This is a genomic window from Anaeromassilibacillus sp. An200 (genome assembly GCF_002160025.1).
Lineage (GTDB): Bacteria > Bacillota > Clostridia > Oscillospirales > Acutalibacteraceae > Caccousia > Caccousia stercoris.
Genome location: NZ_NFJU01000017.1, coordinates 63,354 through 75,237, shown reverse-complemented (window position 1 = coordinate 75,237; position 11,884 = coordinate 63,354). Strand labels below are relative to the sequence as shown.

The following is an 11,884-nucleotide window of genomic DNA, read 5'->3' as shown; positions in this document are numbered from 1 at the left end:
CGAAAATACGCCTGACATTTCGCTCCTTTTTCCCTTTGGGTTCTTGTTTACAAACCAAAAAACTGCTCTGGCTTGATTGCCGGAGCAGGTTTTTCTACAAGCTGAGCGGCCGCCCACAGGCGGCCGCTTTCGTTTTGTACGGAGAGCCTCAGCGCTCCACATTCATCTTGTTCATCACAAGCCCGGTGATCAGCTTCGGATAGAAATAGGTGGATTTCTGCGGCATTTTTTCGCCTGCCGCCGCCACGTCGCGGATTTCAGTCACACGGGTGGGATTGAGCAGGAAAGCGCACTGATTTTCCCCACGGCGCACAGAGGCAATCGCCTCATCAAAATCGCGGGTGTAGGAGAGATTGATCTGTTTTGCCATATTCTCCTTATCAATGCCAAGGCGTTTTTCGAGGATGAGGGTGTGCAGGATGGTGACGTCAAGATGACGGGAAGCTTCGCTCATGCCCGGCAGGAAATAATCCATCGCGGACAGATCGCGGAGAACCAGCAGATCCCATTCCTCGCCGCCGCAATAGAAGGCAAACGCGGCGTGCTCGTCGGCGTATTCCTGATCCAAAACAGGCTGGATGCGGTCAAGCCCCTCATAGTGCGTGACAGTGAACAGATCCTCACAGGCGGACAGCAGGGCCATGCTGTCAAAATTGGGCAGCCCGTGAATCAGGCGGTGTGTCGGAAAGACCACCAGCCCATCGTGTTCCATGTCCACCAGCATCATCATCACATAATCCGGATCGTCTCCCGGCTGGGAAAGCCCCTCTTCGCGGCACCAGTTGCGGAAGTTCAGTGCCGTTTCGTAGCGGTGATGTCCGTCCGCAATGTACAGCTTCCGATCGCGGAAATCCTCCTGGATGGCGCCGATCACCGCTTTGTCGTTCACAACCCACAGACGGTGAATCACCTCGCCGTCGTCAAACTCATAGCGGGGCGTATCGCGGGAAAGCAGGTCGATCCGGCTGAGCGTGGTGTGCTCTTCGTCCATGTAAAGCGAATAGATCTGGCTGAAATTGCAGAATGTGGCCTGCATCAGACGGAAACGATCCTCCTTGGCCTTGCTCAGCGTTTCTTCATGCGGCAGAACAATGCCCTTGCTGAATTCCTCCAGCTTCACGCGGCAGATCAGGCCCTTGACTTTTTTCTTCTGCCCGTAAGCGGTGAATTCTTCCTCGTAGATATACAAAGCGGGCTCGGTGTCCTGCTTGAGGATTCCGTCCTCCAGCCAGCTTTGCAGCGTATGTCCCGCTTCGCTGTAGGGGTCCTCGCCCTTGGGCAGCTCCAGACGGATCACATTGCAGGGATTTTCCGCGAGATACGCCTGCCGCTGCTCCTCGCTGATGATATCGTAGGGCGGGCAGGTCAACGCGCGCGGGTCACCGGCCTTCGCCGTATACCGCAGGCCGCGGAAGGATTGAATTTCAGCCATGACTCATACCTCCAGATTCAGTCTCTTTTCCATTTTAAACGACGAAAGCGAAAAGATCAACGGCCCAAAGAAAAAAATTCCCCGGCTTCGCGAAGAAGCCGGGGAACCAATCAGGAAAGGCGCTCCAGTTCAAACTGGAAGGCCGCGTAATCTGTCTGACCGTAAGCGCGTGCCTCCTGCGGGATCGGGGCGCGCATACCGGCATACATCAGCACCGCTCCCGTCCAGACACCAAGCTCCCGGCCGGTGTCGTCCGTTACACGGTAGCAGGCGTCCGGCGTCAGGCCGCGCAGATACAGCATGGGCGGCGGGCAGTTGGCGCGCACATGCGCATAGACGATGTTCAGCAGGGCACGGCTGCCGTCCTCCGCGGCAAATTCCCATGCGGAAAGATCCTTCTGCTGCGTCATATCGAGCAGGCGGTAGTAGTCACCATCGTTGATCAGGGAATACAGGCGGTGATACTGCTTGACCTGCGCGCGCACCTGCTCCTTTTCCTCTTCGGAGATCTTGTTCAGATCCAGCTCATAGCCGAAGGTGCCGGACATGGCGACAACGCCGCGTGTGTGGAAGGGGGTGGTGCGTCCCGTCTGATGGTTCGGGCAGGCGGACACATGCGAGCCCACGGCGCTGATCGGATAACCGAAGGAGGTGCCGTACTGGATTTCCAGACGCTCCACAGCGTCCGTGTTATCGCTGCACCAAATCTGCGGATGGTAGTAGAGCATACCGGCGTCAAAGCGTCCGCCGCCGCCGGAGCAGCCCTCGAAGAGAATATGCGGAAATTCGGTTTCAAGCCGCTCAAGCAGCTCGTATACGCCCAGAACAAAGCGGTGGTATACTTCGCCCTGACGTCCGGCGGGCAGCTCCGCGCTCCATACGTCGGTCAGGTGACGGTTCATATCCCACTTGACATAGGAAAAATTCGCGCTCGAAAGGACGGCGTGCATCATGTCGTGGATATGGTCACGCACCTCCTTGCGGGACATGTCGAGCACAAGCTGGTTGCGGCTTCTGGACTTTCCGCGTCCCGGCACATGGAGACACCAGTCGGGATGCGCGCGGTACAGCTCGCTGTCCTCGGAGATCATTTCCGGTTCAAACCAGAGACCAAGCTTCATTCCCAGCGCGTTGATGCGATCGCACAGGCTCTTCATGCCGCCGCGCACCTTTTCAGTGTTTACCACCCAGTCGCCAAGCGCGCGGTTGTCATCAAAGCGGTTGCCGAACCATCCGTCATCCACCACGAGCATTTCCACGCCCAGATCGGCGGCGGTTTTGGCGATGGAAACAAGCTTCTCATCGTCGAAATCGAAATAAGTAGCTTCCCAGTTGTTGATCAGAACGGGGCGCTGCTTCAAGGCCCATTCGCCGCGGCACAGGTTGCGGCGGTACAGCTTATGATAACGGCGGGACAGAGCGCCGAGACCTTCGCCGCTGTATACCAGAGCCGCCTCCGGCGTCTGGAAGCTTTCGCCGTTCTCCAGATGCCAGGAGAAGCCGGTCGGGTTGATGCCCATCGTCACACGGCAGCAGGCCGCCTGATCCACCTCGGCGCAGGCGGTGAAATTGCCGCTGTAGAGCAGCGAAACGCCCCAGCAGCGTCCCGCGTCCTCGGTGGCGGCATGGTCGCAGACGATCACAAAGGGATTCTGCTGATGGCTGGATGTACCGCGCACGCTGTCCACACAGATTTTTCCGTGCGTCAAAGGCGTGCGTTCCACCAGACGCTCCATTGCATGGCGGCCCCAGAAGTGGAGCAGATCAAAGCCGCTTTCCGGGAAATCGAGGCAGGCGGTCAGAGCGGCGTTGATTTCCACAGGGGCTCCGGTGTGATTGACAATCCGCGCGGATCGGGCGATCGCGTCATACTGGTCAAAAACAGAGTACAGAAGCACAACCTGCAAGTCGGTCCAGCGGTCGCGCAGGGTGATTTCCAGCGTCTCGCAGCTGCCGTGCAGGCCCGGAAGCCCTTCCAGCACGGGCTTTTCCGTGAGGATCCGGTGGGACTGGTAGCACAGCTCCGGGTTGCGTCCTCCGTCCGCAAAGGTGACGGCCATGCAGTGAGAGCGGTAATCACCGCTGCCGAATACAGGATATTCCTGCTGTGTCAGGTCGGGAGAAGCCAGATAATCGTTTCCGGCAACATCCGGCGCGGGGGAAAAGCTCATGAAGCCGGTTCCCTGCAATCCTTCGCAGGAGCCGCCGCCCAGCTTTTCTCCAAAATGCAGGTGCTGCAAAAATCCATAAGCGTTGACAAACATCTGGTATGAGGCATGTGCCGTCTCCAGCGTGAAAAGCTTTTTGTTTTCATCAAATAAAATGGACATTTTGATAACCTCCCAGTATCCTTTTGGGTTCCCGGTCTCCGGCACAGATTCCCATTTGCGCCGGGCCTTTCCTTTTTATTATAACACTCTGCCAGGCACGGGCAAATGGAAAAAGGGAGATTTGGTATGGCAAAAAGGAACCAGGAAATCCTCTTTTCATTTCTAAAACCACATCGCTTCAATATATATAGGAAGAATTATGAGAGATTTCACGGGATTTTCTTGACTTCTTTCCAGAAAAACGCTACAATAAGGAACAGTCTGATTCTGTTTTATCTTTCGAGGTGTAGCGCAGTTGGTAGCGCGCCTGCTTTGGGAGCAGGATGTCGGGAGTTCGAGTCTCTTCACCTCGACCAGGCTGAGCCTGGATGCGCTTTGCGCTCCGGGCTTTGTTTTTACAGGCAAGGCAATGACGCCCGGCAGCCTCCCGCGCTTTGCCGGGCGTCTGCTTTTCATCTGCGGGCAAAACCCCGGGGAGGAGCTTTTGAAGGACGCAATCAAAAAACTGTGGCGCTTCTGTACAACGCCGGAGATGATTTCTTATCTGGTGTTCGGTGTGCTGACCACGGTGGTCAATATCGCGGTGTTTTCCGTTTGCCATGATTCGCTGCAATGGAGCTGGGAGGTTTCCAACCTGCTCGCTTGGCTGCTGGCCGTGATTTTCGCTTTTTTTACCAACAAGCTTTTTGTGTTCCGCAGCAAAAGCTTCGCGATGAAGCTGTTTCTGTTTGAGCTGGTTTCTTTTTTCGGAGCAAGGCTGCTGTCGCTCGGCGTCGACATGGCAGGCATGTGGCTGTGTCTGGACGTTATACAGATGCATTCCCTGCTGGCAAAGATTATTGTCAATTTCTTTGTCATCCTTATCAATTATATTCTGAGCAAGCTCATTATTTTTTCCAAAAAGCATGAGCCAAATCATGGAGGTTGAACAGTGATGAAAGCAACGGACAAGACAATGGAAAAAATTGTCGCTCTCTGCAAAAACCGCGGCTTCGTGTATTCCGGCTCCGAAATTTACGGCGGCCTTTCCAATACGTGGGATTATGGACCGCTGGGCGTGGAGTTCAAAAACAACGTCAAAAAGGCGTGGATGAAGAAGTTTGTGCAGGAAAGCCCGTACAATGTCGGTCTGGATTCCGCGATTCTGATGAATCCGCAGGTGTGGGTGGCGTCTGGCCATGTGGGCGGCTTCTCCGATCCGCTCATGGACTGCAAGGACTGCAAAACGCGCCATCGTGCCGATAAGCTCATTGAGGATGCCGGCGGCGATCCGAACGGCATGACCTTTGAGCAGATGAGTGAATATATCCGCGAGAACAATATCAAATGCCCGGATTGCGGCTCGTCCAATTTCACCGATATCCGCAAGTTCAATCTGATGTTCAAGACCTTCCAGGGTGTGACGGAGGATGCGAAGAATGAAATTTATCTGCGTCCCGAGACAGCCCAGGGAATTTTTGTTAACTTCCAGAATGTGCAGCGCACCGCGCGCAAGAAGCTGCCCTTCGGCGTCTGCCAGGTAGGTAAGAGCTTCCGAAACGAGATCACGCCCGGCAACTTCACGTTCCGTACCCGTGAGTTCGAGCAGATGGAATGTGAATTCTTCTGCAAGCCCGGCACGGATCTCGACTGGTTCTATTATTGGAAGGATTTCTGCAAAAACTGGCTGCTGTCCCTCGGCATGACGGAGGAAAATCTGCGTCTGCGCGACCATGAGCAGGAGGAGCTTTCCTTCTACTCCAAGGCCACGACGGACATTGAGTTTCTGTTCCCGTTCGGCTGGGGCGAGCTGTGGGGCATTGCCGACCGCACGGATTACGATCTCAAGCAGCATCAGGATCATTCCGGCAAGGATATGACCTATTTTGATCAGGAGACCAATGAGCACTACATCCCGTATGTCATTGAGCCGTCCCTTGGCGCTGACCGTGTGGCGCTGGCCTTCCTCTGCGACGCGTACGATGAGGAAGTAGTTGACGCGGAGAAGAACGATGTGCGTGTGGTTATGCATCTGCATCCGGCTCTGGCTCCGTTTAAGGCTGCTGTTCTCCCGCTTTCCAAGAAGCTTTCCGACGAGGCCCGTGAGATTTTCTCCAATCTTGCGTCCGATTTCATGGTGGACTTTGACGACGCCGGTTCTATCGGTAAGCGTTACCGCCGTCAGGATGAGATCGGCACTCCCTTCTGCATCACCTACGACTTTGACAGTCGCGAGGATGGCTGTGTAACGGTCCGTGATCGCGATACGATGGATCAGGAGCGCGTCAAGATCGCGGATCTTTCCGCCTGGCTTGCCGCCCGTGTAAAATTCTAATGGCAGACTGAGGCAGACTGAGTCTGCACGCAAGTCACGCACGCCGCCTCCGGCGGCGAACCATAGCAAAAGAAATCGACCCCTTTGCGATCTTACGTCGCAAAGGGGTCTTGCTGTTTTGCCCGCGCTGCGGCATGGGCGAATTCCTATGGGCAAATTTCCATGGGAGTTTGTCCAGACCGTCCCGCGCCGCGTAGCTTTTCTGTTTGCTCATAGCTGACGCGCGGGCCATGGCGTCCAGGCTCAGCCTGGTCAGCCTGGTTAGCTTGGGAAAAGACCGTTCACGGAAAGGGTTTGACCGGTGAGGAAGGAAGCCGCGTCGCTGGCGAGAAAGGAAACGGCGGCGGCAATATCCTCAGGAGAGCCGATGCGGCCGAGCGGAGTGGATTCGCACAGTTCCCGCATGGTTTCCTCGTCGAACATGGCGTTCATCTCTGTGTCAATCACGCCGGGCGAAACGCAGTTCACACGGATGTGGGATGGTCCCAGCTCTTTGGCAAGCGCCTTTGTCAGTCCGATGACGGCAGCCTTAGCGGCGGAGTAATGCACCTCACAGGAAGCGCCGATCTCTCCCCAAATTGAGGCAATATTGATGATACAGCCGGATTTTTCATGAATCATATGGGGAAGCGCGCACTGGCAGCAGCGGAAAACACCATCCACATCGACGGCGAACATCCGGCGCCAATCATCCTCTGTGATATCCGTGAACAGCTTCTGCTGGGCGATCCCCGCGTTGTTCACCAGTACGTCGACCGGTCCGGCCAGTCGGAACAGCTCCTCCACCTGTGCCCGCTCTGCCAGTTCCGCCGGGAGGGCAAGGTGGGGAAGGCCTGTTTTTTCCGTCAACTCTCTGACAAGGGCTTCCGCTTTCCCTTTGTTCTGATTATAGTGAACCACCACGCGGAGTCCGTCCTCCGCCAGACGGCGGCAGACAGCCGCGCCGATTCCGCGGGAACCGCCGGTGACCAGTGCTGTTTTCATGAAAAGGCTCCTCTCTTTACAGATTTCCGCTCGCCATCATGATCGCGGCCAGGGCGGCGATGGGAGCTGTTTCCGTGCGCAGAATACGCGGCCCCAGGGTTGCCGGAGTCACACCGTGTGCACGGGCCAGCGCTACCTCGCTTTTGTCGAAGCCGCCTTCCGGCCCGATGAACAGGCTGGCGGAAAGCGTTTCCTGTCCAATGCGTGTACGGATCGGAGCGCCGCCTCCTTCGTAGAACAAAAGACTTACTCCGCCCGTGGATTCCGCCTCGCGTACTGCCTGCTCGAAGGAAAGGGCAGGGGAGACCGGCGGGAGAATACCGCGCCCGCTCTGTTTTGCCGCCTCGGCTGCAATCCGGTTCCACCGTTCCAGCTTTTTTGAGAGAGACTTTGCGTCCGGTCTGGAAACGCACCGCATGGACAGCACCGGTACAATTCTCGCTACCCCCAGCTCCACGGATTTCTGAACCACAACATCAAATTTGTCGAGCTTCGGCAGTGATTGATAGAGCACGGTTTGCAAAGTCGGCTCTGCCGCGCATGGACGGCTTGAAAGGATCCGTACCGTTACCCGTTCCCCCTCGATTGTGTCAATCACACCGTCGTAGTCTGTTCCGCTGCAATCGCACAGGGTTAACGATTCACCGGCGCGCATGCGCAGGGAGCGGGCGATGTGGCGGCCGTCTTCACCGTCAAGCACAGCGAACTCTTCCGGTGCCTGCTCAAGAAAAAATCTGGGCATGAAAACCCTCCTCGTTCGATACAATAAGGGCGGCCTTCCTGACCGGAAGGCCGCCGGTTTTGCGGGATTCCCCGCGTATCAGCATATCATGTTTTGCACGTTAGGGCAAGAGGGTTACAGGCCAAGCATTTTCGAAAAATCCGCCATTGCCTCAGAGATCTTAATTTGCTGCGGGCAGACGGCCTCACAGCTTCTGCATCCGATGCAGGCATTTGGACGCTTATCTTCTTCGATGGCGGAAACAGCCATGGGAGCGATAAACCCGCCGTTTGAGAAAGCGTGCTCATTGTAGAGGGCGAGCAGGGAGGGAATGTTCAGCCCCTGCGGACAGTGGCTGGTGCAATAACGGCAGGCGGTACAGGGCAGCGCGATCTTCTTTACCATTTCTTCGGCAATGGAAAGAAGGGTAGCCATTTCCGTTTCGTTCAGCGGTTTGTCGGTTTCAAAGGTGGCGATGTTCTGTTTAAGCTGTTCGAGGTTGGACATTCCCGAGAGCGTTACCGTAACGTCGGGGATGGACTGGAGAAAACGGAACGCCCAGGCCGGAATGGTTTCGTCGGGGCGCAGCGCGCGCAGACGCGCTTCGTGTTCCGGTTTGAGCGAGGCGAGGGATCCGCCGCGCAGAGGCTCCATCACCCACACCGGAATTCCATGCTTGCGCAGGAGCTCCACTTTCTTCCGGGCTTCCTGGAAGTCCCAGTCAAGATAGTTGATTTGCAGCTGGCAGAATTCCATTGCTTCACCGTAGGCTTCCAGGAAGCGTTCGATCACTTCGCATGAGCCATGGGCGGAAAATCCCAGATGACGGATTCTTCCATTTTTCTTTTGCTCCAGCAGATAGGCATAAGTACCGTAGGAACGATCTAAATATTGGTTGATGTTAAGCTCGCAGACGTTGTGGAACAAATAGAAATCAAAATATTCCACCCCGCATTTTTCCAGCTGCTTTTCAAAAATCTCTTTTGCCTTGCCCATGTTGGAAAGGTCATAGCCGGGAAACTTGTCGGCCAGATAAAAGCTTTCGCGCGGATATGCTGCGAGAGCACGGCCGATCGCAAGTTCAGATTGCCCGCTGTGATAGCCCCAGGCGGTATCGAAATAATTGATTCCGCTTTGTATGGCACAGGAGGTCATCTGATTTACCGCCTCCTGATCCACACAGGAGTCATCACCGCTGATGACCGGCAGGCGCATGGTTCCCATACCCAGAGCAGAAAGCTTTAAATTTTGGAAATTTTTGTAAATCATCCAAATACTCCCTTTCGAAAATAGTCTGCAGCCCTCCCCAGGCTCCATTTCCTTTGTTTTATTCTAGCATCTGGAGTTCACTCCAAGTCAAGAAAATTTTTTATTTTGCAATATCCAGCGGCTGGAAATGCAAAGGGAAAAGAGCGGACTTTTCCGGATCTTTTTGCAATTTAAAGCGGTTGCCCTTGATTTTCCCAGAAAATGACGATAATATTATAAAGAAGGGAAATGGGATTTTTGGAATGTGGATCCTTTCCCCTTGAGGTAAGGAAGAAGGAGGAAACAAGAGGATGCAAACGACTGACGCACAAAATGCTGTGGAAATGGAAGAGAAGGCTCCGCTGGTATTTTCTTCGGAGCATGCTCTGTCCAGGCTTTATGCGCGTTGGCTCGGGGAAGAAAAGGCTTCTTTACAAGTGAAGCTGCGTCCCGAAGGAAAACTGCGGTATCCCTTGGAAAGTAACGAAGCCAAAAGGCTGGAATGGCTTTTAGCAGAAGCGGTGGAACAGTACTATGGGAAAAATACAGCTTTTCCGGATGATTGGGATGAACAGGCCATTGTCTATTTGTCAGAGGATCAAATGGCCGCGTGGCTGCTGCTGATTCCCCCTGCCGGAGAAGGACATGATTTGACACAGCTTGCCTTTGAACAGCAGCTGGCCGATCAGGGTGCAATTCATGGAGTGGATGAAGAGCTGATTTCCCATCTCCTGGATCTGCCGGATCGATATTTCTGTCTGTTCCTGATTGCACGCGGCACACCGCCCGTTGACGGAAAAGATGGTTACGTTATCGATCGGATTCCCAGAGAGACGCGGCCCTCAGCCAAGTTGGGAGAGCTTGCGAAAGCAGATTACAATATGCTCCATCTTGTGAGAAGGATTGAAAAGGGAGATGTGATCTGCGAAATTGTCCATGCCACCAAAGCAATGGACGGCGTAACAGTCAGCGGTGAACTCATTCCCGGAAAGAACGGGATAAAGCCTGACATTCCCGCAGGGAGAAACACCAAGCTTTCAGAGGATGGCCGGTTTCTGGTCGCCGCCCGCAGCGGACATGTTGAATTCTCCGGGTTGAATTTTCTGGTTAAGCCGGTGTTGGAAATTGAAGGAAATGTGGACCGATCCACCGGTGACATCAATTTTTTAGGCGACGTTCATATTCATGGCGACGTCACCAACGGCAGTATTGTCCGTGCCATGGGCAGCATTCAGATCGATGGGGCTATCGAGGTTTGCACCATCGAAGCGGGAGAAAATCTGATTGTGTCAAGCGGCGTGCAGGGGCAGGATCGGGCTGTGATCCGGGCGCATAAAAGTGTGTTTGCCAAGTATCTGGAGCACTGCACGGTGTATGCGCGCAACAGTGTGGAAGCGGACTGTATCATTGACTGTGAGATTTGCAGCAACGGGGATATCCGGGCCCGTACCGGTCGGGGCGTGATTATTGGCGGCACCATGCGCGCGGCCCGGGAGGTGACGGCGGATATCATCGGTTCCAAGGCCGAACGCCCCACTGTTATCATTCTGGGCGGTCTGCCTTGCGAGAGATATGAGCGCAGGCAGATTTTGCAGGAACTGGAGGATTCGAAAGAGGAGCTGGAGCGCCTGCGGCTATGGGTGCACCGTCCGGAAACCAAAAAGGAGATTGCTGCTCTTGAAACCTCCGTGCGGGTGGCTCGGCTCAAACTGGAGCGCTTTGACAAGGAATACGAAGCCTATTTTCAGGCGCAGAGTGAGGAGCGCCGCCGTTTGTATGCCGATGTGGTATACCCCCAGACGGAAGTGCGGATCGATGATGCCATTGAGAAAATCACATATTTGGAACATGGATGCAAAATTGGCTGGATCAATGGAAGAATGCGCCGGTTATAACGAGGGATAATATACCGGCGATATGGAAGGGAGGGCGAAGCTTGGATACTCTTTCTCAATCTGAAGTTTTGGAGATTTTGGACCGAGTCATGAAGGATATCACCAACCGGCTTGATACGATTCAGCGCAGCAATCAAACTCCAACGCTTGGTCCTAATGATTCCTGCACAGTCTGCACTACGTTTGAAGGAGGCTATCGTGCCACATTGACGCTTTGTGTGGACACAAACTTCCTCATCCATTTGGCTCAGCGCTCCATGCAGGAGGAAAATGTGAACGCGGAGGATTTGGAGGATTTTGCAAAGGAATATTTTAATGTGATTTGCGGGCAGGTTGCTGCCAAACTTTTTCAGGCGGCGCATATTTCTTCCCGTTTCCAAATTCCCAAATTTTCGACAGGCTGTTATACTCCGGAGGAAACATCACAGGAGCTTGTCTTGAATTATACCAGCAATCGCAACGAGGGTGCTCAGTTAATTCATAAGATTCCTTCAGAGGAAGAAAACATTTCCGATCATACTACAAAGGAGTGACATAGAAATGTCAAAGAAAATCATGGTGGTAGACGATTCCCGCATTGTTCAGATGCAGATGCAGAAGATCCTGTCCGATACAGAGTATGAGATTGTCGCTTGCTGCCAAAATGGAGAGGATGCTCTGAACATGTATGATCAGATCCAGCCGGATCTGGTGACAATGGATATTCTGATGCCGGGAATGGACGGATTGGAGACAGCCCGCATGATTCTCAAAAAATATCCCCAGGCCCGTGTGCTGATGGTTTCTTCGCTGGCTTATGACGATACCGTGGACGAGGCCAACAGCATCGGCGCGAAAGGGTTTGTCTATAAGCCGTTTGATCGGGATCAGCTGATCGGCTCGCTCGACAAGGCATTTGCGTGAGTTTTCAAATAATTTCCGGCGTTTTCCACATGGCTTTGCATGATGGTGGAAAACGCC

The 11,884-nt window shown here is 54.3% G+C and carries 10 protein-coding genes and 1 tRNA gene; 6 read left to right on the top strand and 5 right to left on the bottom strand.

Annotated elements, in window-relative coordinates; all coding sequences use genetic code 11:
• Positions 1-148 precede the first annotated feature (148 nt).
• Both B5F35_RS10060 and B5F35_RS10055 read right to left on the bottom strand, forming a co-directional pair.
• Positions 149-1,432: a DUF1015 domain-containing protein gene (locus B5F35_RS10060; RefSeq protein ID WP_087240538.1), complete on the bottom strand. Its 1,284-nt coding sequence runs from the start codon at positions 1,430-1,432 to the stop codon at positions 149-151.
• Between the two features lie 110 nt (positions 1,433-1,542).
• Positions 1,543-3,762, bottom strand: a complete 2,220-nt coding sequence (locus B5F35_RS10055; RefSeq protein ID WP_087240535.1) for an alpha-galactosidase — start codon at positions 3,760-3,762, stop codon at positions 1,543-1,545.
• A 280-nt stretch (positions 3,763-4,042) separates the two neighbouring features.
• Here B5F35_RS10055 and B5F35_RS10050 point away from each other — a divergent pair.
• The 3 genes from B5F35_RS10050 (at position 4,043) to B5F35_RS10040 (ending at position 6,076) form a co-directional block, all read left to right on the top strand.
• A tRNA-Pro gene (locus B5F35_RS10050) sits at positions 4,043-4,118 on the top strand.
• 128 nt (positions 4,119-4,246) lie between these two features.
• Complete coding sequence (locus B5F35_RS10045; protein WP_242969473.1) at positions 4,247-4,690, top strand: GtrA family protein; 444 nt, start codon at positions 4,247-4,249, stop codon at positions 4,688-4,690.
• 6 nt (positions 4,691-4,696) lie between these two features.
• Complete coding sequence (locus B5F35_RS10040) at positions 4,697-6,076, top strand: glycine--tRNA ligase (RefSeq protein ID WP_164488517.1); 1,380 nt, start codon at positions 4,697-4,699, stop codon at positions 6,074-6,076.
• 261 nt (positions 6,077-6,337) lie between these two features.
• Here B5F35_RS10040 and ymfI read toward each other — a convergent pair whose 3' ends face one another.
• The 3 genes from ymfI to B5F35_RS10025 form a co-directional block, all read right to left on the bottom strand.
• On the bottom strand, positions 6,338-7,060 hold the full coding sequence (ymfI, locus tag B5F35_RS10035; protein WP_087240529.1) for an elongation factor P 5-aminopentanone reductase: 723 nt from the start codon (positions 7,058-7,060) through the stop codon (positions 6,338-6,340).
• 16 nt (positions 7,061-7,076) lie between these two features.
• Positions 7,077-7,802: a 16S rRNA (uracil(1498)-N(3))-methyltransferase gene (locus tag B5F35_RS10030; RefSeq protein ID WP_087240527.1), complete on the bottom strand. Its 726-nt coding sequence runs from the start codon at positions 7,800-7,802 to the stop codon at positions 7,077-7,079.
• A gap of 114 nt (positions 7,803-7,916) precedes the next feature.
• Positions 7,917-9,050: an aldo/keto reductase gene (locus B5F35_RS10025; RefSeq protein WP_087240525.1), complete on the bottom strand. Its 1,134-nt coding sequence runs from the start codon at positions 9,048-9,050 to the stop codon at positions 7,917-7,919.
• Between the two features lie 290 nt (positions 9,051-9,340).
• Between B5F35_RS10025 and B5F35_RS10020 the strand changes: the two genes are divergently transcribed.
• Genes B5F35_RS10020 through B5F35_RS10010 form a run of 3 tightly spaced genes read left to right on the top strand, consistent with a single transcriptional unit; the run spans position 9,341 to position 11,827 of the window.
• Complete coding sequence (locus B5F35_RS10020) at positions 9,341-10,924, top strand: flagellar assembly protein A (protein ID WP_087240522.1); 1,584 nt, start codon at positions 9,341-9,343, stop codon at positions 10,922-10,924.
• Positions 10,925-10,965: 41 nt separating this feature from the next.
• Positions 10,966-11,457 (top strand): chemotaxis protein CheX, encoded by a 492-nt coding sequence (locus B5F35_RS10015; RefSeq protein ID WP_162611398.1) that lies wholly within the window; start codon positions 10,966-10,968, stop codon positions 11,455-11,457.
• A 7-nt stretch (positions 11,458-11,464) separates the two neighbouring features.
• Positions 11,465-11,827, top strand: a complete 363-nt coding sequence (locus B5F35_RS10010; RefSeq protein WP_087240518.1) for a response regulator — start codon at positions 11,465-11,467, stop codon at positions 11,825-11,827.
• Positions 11,828-11,884 lie beyond the last annotated feature (57 nt).

What these genes read in the sequence shown, in the direction of transcription:
- B5F35_RS10040 (WP_164488517.1), top strand. Translation starts at nt 4,697, where the DNA reads ATGAAAGCAACGGACAAGACAATGGAAAAAATTGTCGCTCTCTGCAAA.
- ymfI (WP_087240529.1), bottom strand. Translation starts at nt 7,060, where the DNA reads ATGAAAACAGCACTGGTCACCGGCGGTTCCCGCGGAATCGGCGCGGCT.
- B5F35_RS10060 (WP_087240538.1), bottom strand. Translation starts at nt 1,432, where the DNA reads ATGGCTGAAATTCAATCCTTCCGCGGCCTGCGGTATACGGCGAAGGCC.
- B5F35_RS10010 (WP_087240518.1), top strand. Translation starts at nt 11,465, where the DNA reads ATGTCAAAGAAAATCATGGTGGTAGACGATTCCCGCATTGTTCAGATG.
- B5F35_RS10025 (WP_087240525.1), bottom strand. Translation starts at nt 9,050, where the DNA reads ATGATTTACAAAAATTTCCAAAATTTAAAGCTTTCTGCTCTGGGTATG.
- B5F35_RS10030 (WP_087240527.1), bottom strand. Translation starts at nt 7,802, where the DNA reads ATGCCCAGATTTTTTCTTGAGCAGGCACCGGAAGAGTTCGCTGTGCTT.
- B5F35_RS10020 (WP_087240522.1), top strand. Translation starts at nt 9,341, where the DNA reads ATGCAAACGACTGACGCACAAAATGCTGTGGAAATGGAAGAGAAGGCT.
- B5F35_RS10055 (WP_087240535.1), bottom strand. Translation starts at nt 3,762, where the DNA reads ATGTCCATTTTATTTGATGAAAACAAAAAGCTTTTCACGCTGGAGACG.